14 protein-coding genes and 1 pseudogene are annotated in these 16,769 nt (G+C 67.6%); 8 read left to right on the forward strand and 7 right to left on the reverse strand.

Translation table 11 applies throughout. The features are described from left to right. Window positions 1–413: 413 nt before the first annotated feature. The 5 genes from U9J41_RS09220 to U9J41_RS09240 all read right to left on the reverse strand — a co-directional run bounded on the left by U9J41_RS09220 (window position 414) and on the right by U9J41_RS09240 (window position 7,995). Window positions 414–2,081, reverse strand: a complete 1,668-nt coding sequence (locus U9J41_RS09220) for an esterase/lipase family protein (RefSeq protein ID WP_322401896.1) — start codon at window positions 2,079–2,081, stop codon at window positions 414–416. A gap of 31 nt (window positions 2,082–2,112) precedes the next feature. Continuing rightward, window positions 2,113–4,926, reverse strand: coding sequence for a type VI secretion system Vgr family protein (locus U9J41_RS09225; RefSeq protein ID WP_322401897.1), 2,814 nt, complete (start codon window positions 4,924–4,926; stop codon window positions 2,113–2,115). Window positions 4,927–5,218: 292 nt separating this feature from the next. Continuing rightward, a complete protein-coding gene (locus tag U9J41_RS09230; RefSeq protein ID WP_322401898.1) occupies window positions 5,219–6,019 on the reverse strand; it encodes a TatD family hydrolase in 801 nt (266 codons plus the stop codon). Between the two features lie 7 nt (window positions 6,020–6,026). Continuing rightward, window positions 6,027–6,737, reverse strand: a complete 711-nt coding sequence (gene lolD / locus U9J41_RS09235; protein ID WP_322401899.1) for a lipoprotein-releasing ABC transporter ATP-binding protein LolD — start codon at window positions 6,735–6,737, stop codon at window positions 6,027–6,029. Then, on the reverse strand, window positions 6,730–7,995 hold the full coding sequence (locus U9J41_RS09240) for a lipoprotein-releasing ABC transporter permease subunit (RefSeq protein ID WP_322401900.1): 1,266 nt from the start codon (window positions 7,993–7,995) through the stop codon (window positions 6,730–6,732). The genes lolD and U9J41_RS09240 overlap by 8 nt, the downstream gene beginning before the upstream one ends. Before the next feature lie 160 nt (window positions 7,996–8,155). On the opposite strand from U9J41_RS09240, the pseudogene U9J41_RS29330 reads away from it, so the two are divergent. From U9J41_RS29330 to recJ, 4 genes and pseudogenes are all read left to right on the forward strand, one after another. Then, window positions 8,156–8,533, forward strand: a pseudogene (locus U9J41_RS29330) (hypothetical protein); the annotation flags it as partial. Between the two features lie 10 nt (window positions 8,534–8,543). Then, window positions 8,544–8,864, forward strand: coding sequence for a hypothetical protein (locus U9J41_RS09250; RefSeq protein WP_322401902.1), 321 nt, complete (start codon window positions 8,544–8,546; stop codon window positions 8,862–8,864). A gap of 28 nt (window positions 8,865–8,892) precedes the next feature. After that, on the forward strand, window positions 8,893–9,957 hold the full coding sequence (locus tag U9J41_RS09255) for a hypothetical protein (protein ID WP_322401903.1): 1,065 nt from the start codon (window positions 8,893–8,895) through the stop codon (window positions 9,955–9,957). Window positions 9,958–10,001: 44 nt separating this feature from the next. Then, window positions 10,002–11,651: a single-stranded-DNA-specific exonuclease RecJ gene (gene recJ, locus U9J41_RS09260; protein ID WP_322402052.1), complete on the forward strand. Its 1,650-nt coding sequence runs from the start codon at window positions 10,002–10,004 to the stop codon at window positions 11,649–11,651. 188 nt (window positions 11,652–11,839) lie between these two features. Here recJ and U9J41_RS09265 read toward each other — a convergent pair whose 3' ends face one another. Next, window positions 11,840–13,684, reverse strand: a complete 1,845-nt coding sequence (locus tag U9J41_RS09265) for a rhamnogalacturonan lyase (protein ID WP_322401904.1) — start codon at window positions 13,682–13,684, stop codon at window positions 11,840–11,842. Window positions 13,685–13,787: 103 nt separating this feature from the next. After that, on the reverse strand, window positions 13,788–14,228 hold the full coding sequence (locus tag U9J41_RS09270) for a YybH family protein (RefSeq protein ID WP_322401905.1): 441 nt from the start codon (window positions 14,226–14,228) through the stop codon (window positions 13,788–13,790). Between the two features lie 172 nt (window positions 14,229–14,400). On the opposite strand from U9J41_RS09270, the gene U9J41_RS09275 reads away from it, so the two are divergent. The 4 genes from U9J41_RS09275 to U9J41_RS09290 all read left to right on the forward strand — a co-directional run bounded on the left by U9J41_RS09275 (window position 14,401) and on the right by U9J41_RS09290 (window position 16,767). Further along, window positions 14,401–14,838 (forward strand): antitoxin Xre-like helix-turn-helix domain-containing protein, encoded by a 438-nt coding sequence (locus tag U9J41_RS09275; RefSeq protein ID WP_322401906.1) that lies wholly within the window; start codon window positions 14,401–14,403, stop codon window positions 14,836–14,838. Further along, the gene (locus U9J41_RS09280; RefSeq protein WP_322401907.1) at window positions 14,839–15,522 is read left to right on the forward strand and encodes an RES family NAD+ phosphorylase; all 684 of its coding nucleotides are present in this window, start codon (window positions 14,839–14,841) and stop codon (window positions 15,520–15,522) included. An 18-nt stretch (window positions 15,523–15,540) separates the two neighbouring features. Then, the gene (locus tag U9J41_RS09285) at window positions 15,541–15,861 is read left to right on the forward strand and encodes a DUF2288 domain-containing protein (RefSeq protein WP_322401908.1); all 321 of its coding nucleotides are present in this window, start codon (window positions 15,541–15,543) and stop codon (window positions 15,859–15,861) included. A 162-nt stretch (window positions 15,862–16,023) separates the two neighbouring features. Then, window positions 16,024–16,767, forward strand: a complete 744-nt coding sequence (locus U9J41_RS09290; protein WP_322401909.1) for a GAF domain-containing protein — start codon at window positions 16,024–16,026, stop codon at window positions 16,765–16,767. Window positions 16,768–16,769 lie beyond the last annotated feature (2 nt).

The raw sequence follows: 16,769 nt of genomic DNA on the forward strand, positions 1-16,769 counted from the left end.
TTGCCACCTCGGATCTGTCCCGTATGCTACGGACCTGGCCTGCAGCCCAGGTTCCCGCACAGGCGAGAGCTGCGAGCAAGACGACAAGCTCCCGCCAACCGTGTTTCCTCGTTCGAGTCATGGCAACGTCGGTACCAGCTTGACAATGGAAACCGGGGCCGACGACAGAACAACTCGCCGCGTGAACGCGTCCATAGGATCGAGCCCATGGACGTCAATCGCTCGCCCGTCCAATTTACATTCGGTGGCTCGTGCGTACTGAACGGCGCATGGAGTTTTCTTGCGTCTCATCAGGCTCGTAACCCCGTCCGTGCTTTTCCGGCAGAGGTCATGAGTCACGACAGTGGCTCCGGCAATGTTCTGAAGCGCGGGAAATGCGAAACGCTTGCGCCATTGCTGTTTCTCCGTGCGTTTCATTGCAGCTTCTGAACCAGCTTGACAATAAGATGTTGGGTCAACATCAGGATTGCGTCATTGTTGAACGCCCCTTGATGATCGAATCCACGGACGTCGAACAACTGGCTGACCTTTCCGCGTGGCCCTGCGCCGGACTGGTGCGGCACAGTGCCGTCACCGGCAACATCCTGGCCCGCCGGAACAAAATACATGTCGGTACGCCTTTCCACGCGAACGCGTCGCCCGCCGGTTGGAGTGTAGTCCCCCAAGACCGCTCCGCGGACGTTCGACTCCGTGAACACGGCCCCCGCTCCAGGGTCGCGCGCTACCCAGCGCACCGCGCCAAAGGACATGTGTTCCGGGTCCGCGCCATAAAAAGCATAGGTATTTGGATGATAATAGGTATCCAGAACCTGGCGGTGGAAGCGCTCGGCATTATTGACGGCCTTTCGAATCATATCGATGACCTCAGCCTCGTCGTTGTACTTTTTTGCCGGATCTGCCAATACCGGATCAATCAGCCTGTACCAAGATCGCGTATCACGATACATATCGTACGGATTTCCGACCGGCAAATGTACCACCTCCCGCGGCACGTCTTTATTATTGACCCTGCTGACCAGACAGATATGCAACCAAGGCTGCGGGTAAAGATGATTCGGCAGTAGCTGTAGTGCGCCCGGCGAGGTAGCCATTACGGCCATCGTGTCTCTCGGGTGCTCACCCAAGATGTCGGCAACGTGCTCGGCCTTGATATTATCTACCTTTCCATTGCTTGGACTCCACGTCTCAGTACCACAGGCGATCCGGCGGTAGCAGGCCGGTGCACCGAGGGCTGGCATCACGCCGTGAATGACCCCGAGAATCCGCTCTGGAATCTGCTTAGCGCAAGCACGCGCGACCAAACCGCCCATCGAGTGGGTAATTAGGATCACTTTCTGACATTCACGCTTGCGCTCAGTCCAGAAGGCAATGATGCGTTCTATACGTTGTCGGAGCGACTTGGCCGAGTCCTCACAGGATTCGAGCCAGTTGTAGCCGCATGCGTAGACCGGGTAGTAATAGCCCGCGTGCTTTTCCAACTCAGGTTCAGTGAGCTTGTCGATACGCCGCACGCCCCATTTTGCCGGGTCGCATGCCATCACATCTTTCCAATGACGACATATCACGCGTACATTGTCCAACGGGTCCATCTCGAAAGTGTGGTTGAGCCCCACATGCAAACCATACAGCAACCTACCGTAAGAATCCCAGTGGACTTCACCCCACCAGCGCTGCCGCACTTCGGCCTCGGTCGTGCCGTAGTTGCGCGCTTCCAGCGGAAGATGGATATCGCCACGGTTGTCCACCTCAAGCGTCTTAGCGTCCAAAATTTGTTGACGCCGGACCGGGCCGAAATTCTTCCATTTATGCGCCGTCTTCAACCCCTCAAACGTCCCATTCGGCGCCCGCCACGCCGGCTCCCCCGGATCAAGTGCCTCATTCGCCCGCTTCGCCGGACTGGTCGCCGCCCTCAAATTCGTCCCCATGATCCCCGGCACCACGATCACCGGTATGACCTTTGACGACGGCAATGTGAACAGCCCACGCGTCGTGAACGAGGTCGGCGTCAGGACGGCGCGGCCGGTCCAGCTGCCGTCCGGCTGCGGGACGAGGTGGGGCAAGGGGCGGGTCGGGTCTGCCATGCGCGCTCCGTGGTCGAGGGTTGGGGCCCGGTCAGTGGGCGGTGTCGTCGTCGGGGAGGAAGGTCATGTGCACGTCGCCGATCATTTCGCCGATCAGTAAGGACGTGCGGCCTTCCGCGTCGGTGCGTCCAGTAACGGTGCGGCCGTCTTCGAACGTCGCCTTGTAACGCTGGTTCGGGACCGGCTTCGCGGTCTGCTCGTGGCGCAGTACCACGTATTCGTCCGTGTGCAGGTGCGACGCCGGCATGCGCACGCCGGCGGGGGTCGCGCCGTCCGGTCCGAGCTCGTCGAAGCCGGCGCCCTTGAACACCTGGCGGCCGCTCGTCTGCTGGGTGACCGTGCCGCCGGCCCAGTCGGTCTGCGCGCCCGGCGCGATGATCTTGACGTCCGGCGCCTCCAGCTCGATGCGCTCGGCGGCGACGAGGCTGATGCGGCCCGCCGACTTGATCTGGATATTGCCCAGGTGGGTGTGGATGACGATGTCGCCGCGGCCCGCGACCAGCCGTACGCCCAGCTCGTGGGCGAACAGGCTCAGGCGCCGGGCGGCGCGCACGAAGATGTTCTTGCCGGCCGCGACCTCGGCGTCGCCCGCGCTGACGACGTCCACCTTGCCGCTCGCGCCCAGCGCGAGGCTGTCGTTGCTGGCGATGATGACGCCGTTCGGCGCCGTCGCGGCCAGGATCGGTTCGCCGCCGCCCGCCGCGCCTTCGGCCACGTTGCTGCCGGCGTGCCAGCGTTTCAGCTTGTCGACGAGGACCGCGAGGCGCTTGCCCGTCGGTTCGTCGTCCGTGTGGACGGCCGCCAGCTTGCCCACTTCGTCGAGAATGCCCTGCATGACGTCGGCCAGGCCCGCCAGGCCGGCGCGATCGAGCTGGCCGCCTTCCGCCTGCGGGCTCGCCTCGGCGCTGATCAACACGCCCTGGGCGCCGCGCACGGCGACGGACAGGTCGCTGCGCAGCTCGGCGCCCTCGCCGCGCGGCGTGCCGGTGCCGTCGGCGCGCGGGCGCGTCAGCCAGCCGAGGTTCAGTTCCGACGTGCCGTGGTCGCTCGCCAGTTGAGCGCTGATTTCGCCGCGCGTGTCGTCGAAGCGCAGCTGGTTGCCGCGCGCGCCCTGCACTTCGTGCGTGCGCGTGCCGGACACGTAGCGGTTGCCCGGCAAGGCGCCCGTCCGGCTGAACGCGGGCGGCGCCGTGCGCTGGTTGTATAACTGCGCCAGGATGATCGGGCGGTCGGGATCGCCGCCGAGGAAGGCCACCAGCACTTCGCTGCCCACGCGCGGCAGCGCCAGCGCGCCCGCCTGCTGCCGGCTGCCGTTGCCGTTGCCGGCCCAGTTCGACGCCACGCGCACCCAGGCCGAATCGGCCGGCGAGCCGGACGCGCCGGCGCCGTGCGCGTGGCGGTGGTCGGCGGTGCGCATGCCGGGGAAGCGGATCTTCACGCGTCCCAGCGCGTCGCAATGGACGTCCTCGCCGGCCGGGCCGACGACGATCGCGCTTTGCAGCGGCGGATGCGGCAGGTCGGTGCGCGGGTCGTATGCCGGCACGATGGCGATCCCGCGCCGTACGGCGGAAAAGCTGACGCGCACGCGCGCCTGCCCGTCGCCCGCGCGCGGCGCCGGCAGCGCGCTCGGGGCGGGATCCGCGGCCAGCCGTGCCGTGTGCCGGTCGCGCTCGACGTCGAGGCCGCGCGGCAGGTTGTTGTCGGCCACGATGTGCAGTTCCGTGATCACGAAGTCGCGCTCCGGCGCGGGGTGGGTGTCGACCTCGGGATGGCCGTCGAGCGTGAAATACTGGCCGACGCAGAAGTCGCGCACGCTGCCCTCGCCCTGGAAGCACTTCGATTCGAATTCGTGGCGGCTCATGCGCACCTGGCCGAGGCGCCAGTGGTCGAGGGCGTCGTTGCCGGCGTGCGGCATCTCGATCAGGTAGTCGTCCAGCGACGCGGCGAGCGTATTGCCGCTCGGGCCCTGGTCGGCGGCGCTGCGCGCGGTGGCCGTCATGAACTCCGGGCTGCCGGCGTTCTTGTAATCCCAGCTGTGGCGGGTGGCGACGCCCGGCTGCAGGCGGCGCGCGGCGCGCCAGGAATGGATCGTGTCGCGGCCGTCCGCCATGGTGTCGCGGTGGTAGCGCACGGTGCCGGCGCCGTTCTGCGGCAGGCTGTTCGGGTCGTTGAACAGCACCAGCGTATGCGCCGGCGTGCGGTCGTGCGCGGGGTCGACGGGGCTGCCGCGGCCGCGGCCCGGCCGGAACACCCAGGCGATGCCGCGCCGCCCGAGCAACCGGCGCACGAATGCGGCGTCCGATTCGTTGTACTGCATGGTCTGTTCGCGCGGCGGGAACTGGCGCATGTCGAACAACGGGTCGAGTTCGAGTTCGAACGCGTTGGCCAGCACCGTGTTCGACTGGCGCCATTCGTCGCACAGCAGCTGCACGATCTCGAGCTCGTTCTGGTAGCGGAACACGCGGCTGTTGGTGCGCCTTTCCATCACGGCGAACACGTCGCGCAGGACGAGTTCGTAGCCGGCCAGGCCGCCGTCCGCGTCGCCCGCGCGCGCCTCCGTGACGATGCCGCAGACGCTGCGCAGCATGCCGCGGTCGGTGACGAACTGGAGTTCGGCGGGCAGCGCGATGAAGTCCTTGAGCGCGATGTGCGGGCTGCTGGCGACGCAGGCAACGCGGTAGTCGATGCCGCCGCAGATCGCCTCGCTGCCCACGACCCGCTGGGGCAGCAGCACGTCGTCCGCGAGCCGCCCGCCGTGGGCCAGGCGCAGGCGCAACGGCCGGTGCGCGGTGCTCAGGACCTTCTCGTGCTGCAGGACCCGCAGGAACTCGCTCGCGCTTTCCACTGTCTCTCCCGTGAACACGCCGCGGCTGCGGCACGAGAATGGATTCTTCCATGCTTCGAACGGCCCGGGATTGGTTTGGCTCAGAGTGCGCAGGGGCGAACTTGGGCGCGTGCGGATGGTCGCACGCCGCGCGCCGCGCGGGGTCGCGCGACGCGCCGCCGTGAACATCCGGGAACCGCGACGGCGCGGACGCGGTCGCGGTTTCGGCTGCGATTGCGGCGCGCTTCGATGGTCAGCGGGTACGACCCATGTGATTGATGCGCGGCGCATGCGCGCCGGGGAGAACGACGCCTCAGGCCAGCAGCGGGACCAGGCGGGGTATCGCCGCCAGCGCATTCGCGCGGGTCGCCGCGCGCACCGCAGCGACGTCGACGGCGCGCAGCTCGGCCAGCACGGCACCGATCGCGGGCAATTGTTCCGGGCTGTTGCGGGCCGGGTGGATCCACGCGGGCGCGATGTCCGGCGCATCCGTCTCCAGCACGATGGCGTCCAGCGGCAGTTCCGCCGCGAGCCGCCGGATCTGCAGCGCGCGCGTAAAGGTCATCGCGCCGCCGAAGCCGAGGTGGAAGCCCGCGTCGATGAAGGCCCGGGCCTGCTGGAAGCTGCCGTTGAAAGCGTGCGCGATGCCGCCGGGTGGGCGGATCTGGCGCACGTGCTTCAGCACCTGGTCCTGCGACCGGCGCACGTGCGTGAGCACCGGCAGGCCGAAGTCGCGCGCGATGCGCAGCTGCTCGCGCAGGAAGCGTTCCTGCTTGTCGCGCATGGCCGGCTCGCACAGCAGCGGAATGAAGAAGTCCAGGCCGATCTCGCCGATCGCGACGAAGCGCGGATCGCCGAGCGACGCCTCGACCCGGCGCCGCAATTCGGCCAGGTCGTCGTCCGTGGCCCGCGGTACGTAGATCGGGTGGATGCCCAGCGCATAGCTGGCGTTCGGGACGTCCGCCGCCAGCCTTTGCACGACGTCGAAATTATCCCGTGCGACGGCCGGGATCACGATCATGCCGACGCCCGCCGCCTGCGCACGCCGCGCGACGCCGGCGGATGCGGTGCCGAATTCGTGCGCGTCGAGGTGGCAGTGGGTGTCGATCCACATGGGGTGGTTACGCCTCGGCCGGCTGCAATCCGTGTTCCGTCATGCGCAGCACGCGGTCGCAGCGGCCCGCCAGTTCCGGGTCGTGCGTGACGATGACGAAGGCGGTGCCCAGGGTCTTCGACAGTTCCAGCATCAGGTCGAAGATGCCTTGCGCGGTCGCGTGGTCGAGGTTGCCGGTCGGTTCGTCGGCGAGCACGCAGGCCGGTTCCGTGACGAGGGCGCGCGCCAGCGCGACACGCTGGCGTTCGCCGCCGGACAGTTCGCCCGGCCGGTGGATGGCGCGCTTGGTCAGGCCCACGCGCGCGAGGATCGCCTCGGCGCGCGCGAGCGCCTCGGCGCGCTTCATGCGCCGGATCAAGAGGGGCATCGCGACGTTGTCCAGTGCCGTGAATTCGGGCAGCAGGTGGTGGAACTGGTAGACGAAGCCGAGGAAGCGGTTGCGCAGGTCGCCGCGGCGCGTCTCGGACAGCGTGGCGAAGTCTTCGCCCTGCAGCGTGACGATGCCGGTGCTGGGCGTGTCCAGGCCGCCCAGGATGTGCAGCAAGGTCGACTTGCCGGAGCCGGACGCGCCCACGATGGCGACGCGTTCGCCGCGGCCGATCGAGAAGTCGACGTGGTCGAGCACCTGGACGGCGTAGTCGCCCTCGCGGAACGTCTTGCCGACGCCGCGGCAGGCCAGGATGGCGGGGCCGCCGGTCTCGTTTTTCATGTTACTCATAACGCAGCGCCTCCGCCGGCTTCACGCGCGATGCCGACCAGCTCGGGTAGATGGTCGCGACGAAGGCCAGCAGCACCGAGACGCCGCCGATCTTGAAGACGTCCGGCCAGCGCAGGTCGGACGGGATTTCGCTGATCAGATAGATATCCTTGGACAGGAACTGCACGCCCAGCACGTGCTCGATGAACGGCACGATGTGGTCGATGTTGAGCGCCACCAGCACGCCCAGCGCGACGCCGGCGACCGTGCCCATGATGCCGACGAGGGCGCCCTGGATCATGAAGATCTTCGTGATGGAGCGCGGCGACGCGCCCAGCGTGCGCAGGATGGCGATGTCGGGCTGCTTCTCCGTCACCGTCATGACGAGCGTCGAGACGAGGTTGAACGCGGCCACGGCGATGATCAGCGTGAGGATGATGAACATCATGCGCTTCTCGGTCTGCACGGCGGCGAACCAGTTGGCGTTCATCTGCGACCAGTCGCGCATGATCAGGTCGCCCGACATGCTGCGCTTGAGTTCCTGCGCCACGATCGGCGCGTCGTGCATGTCGGCGATGCGCAGGCGCAGGCCGTTCGGCGCGTCCAGGCGCTCCATGCGCTCGGCGTCCTCGATGTCGATGAACGCCAGCGCCGAATCGAATTCGTAGTGGCCGGCCTCGAAGATGCCGGTCACGGTGAACACGCGCGAGCGCGGCACCATGCCGGCCGGCGTCGTCTGGCCCTGGGCCAGCAGCATGTTGACCTTGTCGCCAATGCCCACGCCGAGCGAACGCGCCAGCACGTAGCCGAGCACGATGTTGAACTGGCCGGGATGCAGGCTCTCGATGCTGCCCTGGCGGATCTGCTTGGCCACGTCGGACACCTTGTGCTCTTCCGACGGCAGGATGCCGCGGATGACGGCCGGCTTCATCGTATCCTCGCGCACGAGCAGGCCCTGCGTCTCGACGAACGGCGCGGCGCCGCGCACGGCGGGATTCTTGAAGGCTTCCTGCTCGGCCTGGCGCCAGTTCGGCATCGAACCGCTCGCGTCGAACACCTCGATGTGCGCCAGCACGGACAGCATGCGGTCCGTGACCTCCTTCTGGAACCCGTTCATCACCGACAGCACGACGATCAGCGCGCCCACGCCCAACGCGATGCCGGACACGGAGATCAGGGAGATGAAGGAAATGAAGCTGTTGCGGCTGCTGCGCTTGCCGGCGCGCGTGTAGCGCAGGCCGACCAGCCATTCGTACGGCAGTTTGTGGATGAGGCTCATGGGCTCCGGGGTAAATGCGTTGGTCCCGCAGTTTGCCACACAACGCTCATCCATGTGGGGCGTTGTCACAATTGGAAGTACTTTTTCCTGCATACACACACTGGAAAATGTCCGGAACTCCGGGCGCGCAGGCCTATCGAACGGAGACAGGAGGCCGACCATGGCATTTTCCGTCTTCGATTCCAAGGGCACGCCGCTCGACCGGCAGCACGCCACGTGGCGCGACATGGTGCGCAAGCCGATCAGCAAGCTGGACGACGATGCCCTCACCCGCATGCGCGTGATCCTCATGACCGGCATCGAACGCGAGACCGTGCGCTTCTCGCACAGGGCGGCACGCTGCAACATGGCGCTGCGCCAGCCGCTGGCCGAGGTGCGGCGGGTCGAACAGCATCAGGCGACGCTGGTGGGTGGCCTGCTGTCGCCCGACCATTCGCCGCTGGAGACGACGATCGCCCACGAACAGCTGGCCATCGAGCTGACGGCGAGCGTCGCCAGGGCCGAACCCGACAGCTACTTGTCCCAGGTCTACCGCTTCGCGGGGCATCGTGCAGGTGCTGGGCGATCCGCGCACGAGCCTGGCCCAATCGCTGCACGCGCTGCTGACGGCCGAGCTGGCCGACCGCGCCGGCCGGGAGACCTTGATCGCGCTGGCCGGCTTCACGCTGGCGCTGGAGGACGAGCACCGCCAGCTGGCGCTGGTGCAGGGTTGGTATCACGAGGCGATCGGTCTCACGCCCGTGGCCGGCATGCTGCCGCCGGGCGGATCGGCCGGGCTGCCGCCGGACGCGTCGATGGCGCCCACGGCCACGCCGGACGTCACGACGCCCCTCCCCGGCACCGACGGGATGCGGGGAGCGGATATCTGAACGGGCCGATTTCGCCTACAATACCGGGATGGCCCACATTTCGCTCGTCCTGCCGTTCGCCCTCCCCGCTCCAGAATTCGCGCCCGACCTGACCCGCGCCCTGCACGCGCCCGCGCTGGCCGCGCTGTTGTCAAGAACATCAAACAGGCGATACCACCCGCTGGATGCCGATGCGCGCGTGCTGCCGCACGAGTTGTGGATCGCACGGGCGCTGGGCCTCGCGCGCGGCCTCGTGCCGGGCGTCGCGGCCAGTGCCATGCGCGGCGTCGGCCTCGACCCGGAAGGGGGGATGTGGTTCGTCGTGAATCCGACGCACATCCAGATCGCGCGCACGCACCTGCAAATGGGCGACACCCGCGCGCTCGACCTGCACGAACCGGAGGCGCGCGCCCTGTTCGACAGCGCCCGGCCCTGCTTCGAGGACGCCGGCTACACGCTGGCCTGGGGCACGCACGACACCTGGTTCATGCGCGCCGACGACTGGACCGAGCTCGCGACGGCGAGTCCGGACGCCGCCGTGAACATGAACCTGACCGACTGGATGCCGTCCGGCGCCCAGGCACGCGCCTTCCGCAAGCTGCAGAACGACGTGCAGGTGACCTGGTTCACCGATCCGGCCAACGCGGCGCGCGAGGCGCGCGGCCAGTTGCCGATCAATTCGTTCTGGCCGTGGGGGAACGCCAGCGTGGCGACCGAGCACGCCCAGCAACTGGTCGCGAAGGCGGCCGGCAAGACGGTCGCGCGCCCGCGCGTGGCCGCGTTCGAGGCGCCCGGCTGGCTGGCGGCGCTGGCCGAGCGGCGCATGGACAGCCTGGCCGAACTCGATACCCTGCTGGGCGGGGACGGCGTCTGGCTGCTCGCCTGCGGCAACGTGGCGGCACCCGGCATCGCGGCCGACTGGAGCGGCTGGCTGCATCAGATGCAGCGCCTGGAAGCGGAGCTGTTCACGCCGCTGCTCGCGGCGCTGGCGCAGGGCCGCGCCAAGTCGGTGCGGCTCGTGCTGAGCCACCGCGACGGCCTCCTCGAAACGACAACGACACCACTGGCGCAGCGTAAATTCTGGCGCCGCCCGACCCTGGAACGACTGCTTTGAAGACCCGCATCGCCACCCGCCCCTGCCCCGTACGCCAATCCGAAATGCTGCGCCAGGGCGGCATCCACCCCGTGCTGGCGCGCGTGTACGCCGCGCGCGGCCTGACCGACCCGCGCGAGCTCGCGATCGAGCTCCAGGCACTGGTGCCGCCGGGCGCGCTGCGCCAGATCGACGCGGCCGCGACCTATCTGGCCGACGCCATCGCGGCAGGCAAGAAGATGACCATCGTGGCCGACTACGACTGCGACGGCGCCACCGCCTGCGCCACCGCGCTGCGCGGCCTGTGGGCGATGGGCGCGCGGGTCGACTACATCGTGCCGAACCGCTTCGAGTACGGCTACGGCCTGACGCCGGAGATCGTCGACCTGACGGCGCGCGAAAAGGCGCCGGACATCATCATCACCGTGGACAACGGCATCGCCAGCATCGACGGCGTGGCCGCCGCCAAGGCGCGCGGCATCGACGTCGTCGTCACCGACCACCACCTGCCGGGCGACGCCCTGCCGGACGCGCGCGTGATCGTGAACCCGAACCAGCCGGAATGCGGCTTCCCGAGCAAGCACCTGGCCGGCGTGGGCGTCGTGTTCTACGTGCTGCTGGCGCTGCGCGCGGAACTGCGCCGGCGCGGCGTGTTCGACGCGCAGACGCAGCCGAAGCTCGACAACCTGCTCGACCTCGTCGCGCTGGGCACGGTCGCGGACGTCGTCAAGCTCGACACCAACAACCGCATCCTCGTCGCGCAAGGCCTCAAGCGCATGCACGCGGGACGCATGCACGCGGGCGTGGCGGCGCTGTTCCGCGTGGCGGGCCGCGAAGCGCGCTGCGCGTCGCCGTTCGACCTCGGCTTCGCGCTGGGTCCGCGCCTGAACGCCGCCGGCCGCCTGGAAGACATGGCGCTCGGGATCGAATGCCTGATCACGGACGACGAAGGCCGCGCGTGGGCCATCGCCCAGCAGCTCAACGACATCAACCTGAAGCGGCGCGAGATCGAGGCCGACATGCAGGGCGAGGCGCTGCTGCACCTCGACGATTTCAACCCGGCGGACGCCAGCACCATCGCCGTGTTCGACGACGGCTGGCACCAGGGCGTGATCGGCATCGTCGCCTCGCGCCTCAAGGAAAAATTCTACCGCCCGACGATCACGTTCGCGCCCGCGGGCGACGGCTGGATCAAGGGCTCCGGACGTTCGATCCCGGGCTTCCACCTGCGCGACGCGCTGGACCTCGTGTCGAAGAAGGTCCCCGGCCTGATCGACAAATTCGGCGGCCACTCGATGGCGGCCGGGCTGTCGATCCGAGCCGACCGCTTCGACGCGTTCGCGCAGGCGTTCGAAGCCGTCGGCCGCGCCTGGTTGACTGAGGCCCAGCTCGAACGCATCGTCGAGACGGACGGCCCGCTGGAGGACGATTTCTACAGCACGCAATTCATCGAACTGCTGGACGGCCAGGTGTGGGGCCAGGGTTTCGCACCGCCCGTATTCTGCGACGAATTCCGCGTCGTCAGCCAGCGCATCCTGAAGGACAAGCACCTCAAGCTGCTGCTGGAGCGCAACGGCCGGCGCTACGACGCGATCTGGTTCGGGCACACGGACGCGCTGGGCGACAAGGCGCGGGTCGCGTTCCGGCTCGACGCCAACGAGTACAACGGTGTCACCAAGGTGCAGTTGCTGGTGGAGCACGCCGAGGCGGTTTAGCTCGCGTCCCCAAAACAACGTCGGGCGGCGGCTGATGCGCGCTCACACATCAGTCCACCGGCTTACAATCGTCGTTCCCGCGCAGGCGGGAACCCAATTTTGCACGCGTCACGATAACGCGGACAACTTGGACCCCCGCCTTCGCGGGACGACGTCTTGATACTTGAGCGGTCGTTTATGCTACGGACCTAGCGCGTAAAAATCGGCGCCTGCACCACCGGCCCCATGCCCACGCCCAGGTAGTAGCTGGGATGCGGCGGCTGGTTGTAGCCCGCGTTCTGGCCCGCCACCTGCGCGCGGTATTGCGGATCGTGCATCAGGGTCGGGATGCGCGCCGTGGTCGGCGTCGTCGTGCTGAACACGAGCAGCGCCGAGTTGTCGGCCGTGCGCCACACGACTTCCTCGCGCCAGTCGCCCAGGATGTCGGCCGACAGCACCGGCGTGGCCTTGGTGCCGTTGTTCGACGCCGCTCCGAACGGCCCGCCGTCCAGCAGGCGCACCACGCTCGCCGTCGCCGGCTGCCACTTGTTGATGGCGGTGCCGTCGAGGAGCTCACGGCCCAGGTCGCCATCCCACCAGCTGGCGAAATTCATGTTGCTTGGCCGTTTCGTGCTGATCTGGTGGCCGCTGGCCGCCATCAGGCCGCCGCGCGCGGCCCAGCATTCCTCGCCGAGGTAATTCGGATCGACGTCCGCGCACACGCCGCGGCCGACGTCGGCGCCGCTGCCGCTCACGCCCCACAGGATCCGGCCGGTGCCCGCATCGTGCATCTCGGAGCCGTAGGCGCCGTAGCAGGACGGGGTTTCGTGCACCATATACGCCTGCAGGCCGGCGCGGCTCGGGTCGAGCTTACCGACGTGCAGCGCGTCGCCGTGGCACAGGCCGGTGCTGTACAGCATATGGCCGTCGCTGCCGATCGCGGCCGCGCCGTAGACGATGTCGTCGCGGCCGTCGCCGTCGACGTCCGCCACCGCGAACCAGTGCGATCCCTGGCCGCGCACGGCGCTCCCCTCCTTGTCCGTGTCGAACACCCAGCGGCTGGACAGCACGCCGTCGCGGTAATCCCAGGCGGCCACCACGGCGCGGGTGTAGTAGCCGCGCGAGAACACGGCGCTGGGACGGCGGCCGTCCAGGTAGGCGACGCCGCCCAGGAAGCGGTCGACGCGGTTGCCGTAGCTGTCGCCCCAGGCCGCCACCGAGCCGCGCGCTGGCAGGTAGTTCGTGGTCGCCAGCGCGCGGCCGGTGCGGCCGTCGAACACGGTCAGGAACTCGGGGCCGGACAGGATATAACCATTGGCATTGCGGTAATCCGCACTGGCGTCGCCGATCACCTTGCCCTGGCCGTCGACGGTGCCGTCGGCCGTCTTGAGCATCACCTCGGCCCTGCCGTTGCCGTCGAGGTCATAGGCCACCATCGTCGTGTAATGGGCGCCGGCGCGGATGTTGCGGCCGAGGTCGATGCGCCACAGCCGGGTGCCGTCGAGCTTGTATGCGTCGACATAGGTGTTGCCCGTGTAGCCCGACTGCGAATTGTCCTTGGCATTGCTCGGCTGCCACTTGACGATCAGCTCGTACTGGCCGTCGCCGTCCAGGTCGGCCGGCGTGCCGTCGTTGATGTCATAGGTGTACGCTTCGCCCTTGGGCGTCACGCCGCCCGCGGGCCGCTGCACCGGAATGCGCAGGTAAGGCTGGTTCCAGGTCGCGGCGGCCGGCTCGTCCTTCTTTTCCTGCCCCTTGACGATAGGCCGCACGGCATAATGCGCCGCCGGCGTGCCGGTGGCGTCCGTGAAGTTGCTCGCCTCGAGCGGGACATCGTTCAGGCGCACGCCGTCGCGGTAGAGGTTGAAGCGGGTGTCGGGCTCGTCCACGCCCAGCACGCGCCAGCTGATGAAGACGCCGCTGCCGGTCGCGATGGCGATGACGCCGCGATCGAGTTTTTCGACCTGCTTGCCTTGCGCGGCAAAGGCGGACTGCGTCAGCGCGAGCGTCAGCAGCGCGATCGGTGCATAGGTGCGAATCGTGAGCTTATCCATGTCTCCTGCCTGTCGTCGTTGGGGTGCGGACGAGTATCGGGACAGGCCTGGAGAGTGTCAACTCGGCACGAGCAACTAGTCACATTGTTGAGCGCGGGGGCGGTCAGTCCTTCTTTGCCGCCGCCGCGGCGCCGCAGCGGCACGGCGGCGCCTCGCCCCGGTCGAACACGATCTTCCAGCGCCCGGGCGCTTCCAGCCGCCAGATCGAATTGAAGCGCCCCACCATCTTGCCGCCGGCGTCGTAGACCGGGCCGCCGCTGTAGGCCAGCGTGCCCGACTCCACCACTTCCACCTGTTCGGGTTCCCACGAGAACGGCGCGCGCTCGCCCTGGTAATATTTGCGCCACGCGTCGGCGACGGCGTCGCGCCCGCGCAGTGCCGTCGCGCCGGAAAAGAAGATGGCCTCGTCGGCCAGGAAGGAGATGAACGCGGCGTGGTCGCGCGCCTTCATCGTGGCGGCGAAGGCGCGTTCCGTGTCGGCCACCTGTTTCTTCAGCTCGTCGTGCGACGGCCGCGCCGCGCCCGCCATAGCCAGCATCAGCATGCTGATGCACATGACCCCAATCGACAGCAGACGCATCGCGCCCCCCTTTTCGTCGTTTGCCAGGATGATGGTTTGACAAGCTTTGCATTCTGGCATGGCGATACGCTTTGCACAAGACGCTTGCACGCTGTCCGGAAGCGGAGTATATATAATCCAAAACCGGAGGATTCCCATGAGCTTCGCCTACGCCTACCCCAAGAGCCGGTTCGAACCGGCGGTACTCGTCGACCTGTCCGCCCGCGCCGAGCGCGAACGGTTGTCCGAGTCGGCCCTGAAAGGATTCTTCCGGCTCGCCGACGCCTGGCGGATCCGCGACGAGGATGCGCGCGAGCTGCTCGGCGGCCTGTCGTCGTCCTCGTTCTACGAATGGAAGAAGCACCCCGCGCGACTGCTCGAAGTCGACCGCATCACACGCATTTCCTACCTGCTCGGCATCTACAAGGCCCTGCACATCCTGTACGGCGACAAGCTCGCCGACGAATGGCCCCACCTCCCGAATACCAATCCGATCTTCAACGGCCGCACCCCGCTGGCGTATATGCTGGGCGGCGGCCTGCTGGCGATGCAGACCGTGCGCCGCCTCCTCGACGCCCGCCGCGGAGGATTGTGAGTGAAGCTCATTCCCCGCCTGACGGCGCTGCGGCAGTTCGACACGTGCCGCCTGATCCCCTCGCGCTTCGCCGACCTCGAAGATTCCGTGCTGGCCCCGCTGGCCGACGGCGCAGGCATGCTGCGCGACCTGTTCGACCTCGACAACGCGACCAACGACCGCCTGCGCGGCGAATCCGGCCTGCTGCCCGGCATCGGGGTGGATGAGCTCGTATTTGGCGTGCCGAATTTCCGCATCATCAACGCGGCCTATGCGTATGCGCGTCCGGAAGGCAGCCGCTTCAACGACGGCGAACGGGGCGCGTGGTATTGCGCGTTCGACGCCGAGACGGCGCTGGCCGAGGTGGCGTTCCACAAGGCCGTCGAATACCAGGAGGTCGGCCGCTTCGACGACAGCGTGAACTACCAGGCGCTGCTGGCCGACTTCAGCGCCACCTTCCACGACCTGCGCGGCGCCGATGCCTGGCACGACTGTCTTGCCCCGGACAGCTACGTCGCCTCGCAGGCGCTGGCCGCCGACCTGCTGGACGCGGGCGCGATGGGCGTCATCTACCCGAGCGTACGCCAGCTTGGCGGCACGAACCTCGCGTGTTTCCGCCCGGCGCTGGTCGGCAATGTCCGCAAGGGCCATGCATATCGGTTAACATGGGCGGGTTCGCCGCGCCCCGCCGTCGAACGCCTCTGAATCACGAATACCCAGCTCATGAAAACCGATCCGCTCAAAGACAACGAACTGCACGACAAGATCAACCGCGAAACCGCCCGCGTGCACTGGTCCGAACTGGAACGCCATTTCGCCCACGGCGCCGTCGTGTACGTGAGCGAAGCGCTGGACCTCGTCGACGTCGCCCTGCGCATCGCCCACGACGACAAGGCCGCGATCACCCAGTGGATGACCGAAGGCAAGGTCGCCAAAGTATCGGACGTGCAGGCCAGCACGTGGCAGGCCGCCGATACCCTGCTGTGGGCGTCCGTCGTCAGCCCGTTCGTGCTCGTGCAGCCGGAACGCCACGCCGTGCATTGAGCGCCGCGCCGGCGTCGCGCCCATGCCGTTAATGTCACATTGTGCGCGAAAATGTAAAATCGGATGGAAATGTTGGCTTAGAAGCACGTTCCATAACGCAACTATATTTTAAGAAATGCGAACCCCTCCGAATCCGCTATACTGACGGTAATGAGGATGTTTATGCAAAGCAACTTACAAGAAGACGACCCGATCCTGACCACGAGCGAAGTGGCGCGCCTGCTGGGCGTGGCGACGAGTACCGTGCAGATCTGGATGGAAAGCGGCGCAATCGAATCCTGGAAGACGCCCGGCGGCCACCGCCGCACGCGCCTGAGTCTCGTGCAAGGCTTGATGCATGGCGACGACCCGGGGCGTTCGACCCCGAACCCCAGCACGGACAAGGAATACCAGCCGGCGCCGCAGGCCGGCTACCCGGTCGGCGCCAACGAGCGCGCGCGCCTGGCCGCGCTGGCCGCCACCGGCCTCGTCGACACCGACGAGGAAGTCCGCTTCGACCGCCTCGTGCGCCTCGCCTCGATGGTGACCGGTTCGCCGATCGCCCTGATCTCTCTGCTGACCTCGACCCGCCAATGGTTCAAGGCCCGCACCGGCCTCGCCGCGCGCGAGACGCCGCGCGACTGGGCGTTCTGCTCGCACGCGATCCTCAAGAACGAATTATTCGTCGTCGAAGACGCCATGGAAGACGAGCGCTTCCGCTGCAATCCGCTCGTGCTGCAGGAACCGCACATCCGCTTCTATGCCGGCGTGCCCCTGCGCGACAAGTCCGGCCAGCCGCTCGGCACGTTGTGCGTGATCGACCGCGAACCGCGCCGCCTGCGCGCGGCCGAAGTACAAAGCCTCATCGACCTGGCCGAGATCGCCTCGAGCGAGATCCAGGCCACGGGCCGCACCCTGCGCAACTGAGC

Origin of the sequence: Massilia luteola, from assembly GCF_034420155.1 — a bacterium.
Lineage (GTDB): Bacteria > Pseudomonadota > Gammaproteobacteria > Burkholderiales > Burkholderiaceae_D > Telluria > Telluria luteola.

What these genes read in the sequence shown, in the direction of transcription:
- U9J41_RS09255 (WP_322401903.1), top strand. Translation starts at nt 8,893, where the DNA reads ATGGCCCACATTTCGCTCGTCCTGCCGTTCGCCCTCCCCGCTCCAGAA.
- U9J41_RS09240 (WP_322401900.1), bottom strand. Translation starts at nt 7,995, where the DNA reads ATGAGCCTCATCCACAAACTGCCGTACGAATGGCTGGTCGGCCTGCGC.
- U9J41_RS09290 (WP_322401909.1), top strand. Translation starts at nt 16,024, where the DNA reads ATGCAAAGCAACTTACAAGAAGACGACCCGATCCTGACCACGAGCGAA.
- lolD (WP_322401899.1), bottom strand. Translation starts at nt 6,737, where the DNA reads ATGAGTAACATGAAAAACGAGACCGGCGGCCCCGCCATCCTGGCCTGC.
- U9J41_RS09275 (WP_322401906.1), top strand. Translation starts at nt 14,401, where the DNA reads ATGAGCTTCGCCTACGCCTACCCCAAGAGCCGGTTCGAACCGGCGGTA.
- recJ (WP_322402052.1), top strand. Translation starts at nt 10,002, where the DNA reads ATGCTGCGCCAGGGCGGCATCCACCCCGTGCTGGCGCGCGTGTACGCC.
- U9J41_RS09220 (WP_322401896.1), bottom strand. Translation starts at nt 2,081, where the DNA reads ATGGCAGACCCGACCCGCCCCTTGCCCCACCTCGTCCCGCAGCCGGAC.
- U9J41_RS09270 (WP_322401905.1), bottom strand. Translation starts at nt 14,228, where the DNA reads ATGCTGATGCTGGCTATGGCGGGCGCGGCGCGGCCGTCGCACGACGAG.
- U9J41_RS09265 (WP_322401904.1), bottom strand. Translation starts at nt 13,684, where the DNA reads ATGGATAAGCTCACGATTCGCACCTATGCACCGATCGCGCTGCTGACG.
- U9J41_RS09285 (WP_322401908.1), top strand. Translation starts at nt 15,541, where the DNA reads ATGAAAACCGATCCGCTCAAAGACAACGAACTGCACGACAAGATCAAC.
- U9J41_RS09230 (WP_322401898.1), bottom strand. Translation starts at nt 6,019, where the DNA reads ATGTGGATCGACACCCACTGCCACCTCGACGCGCACGAATTCGGCACC.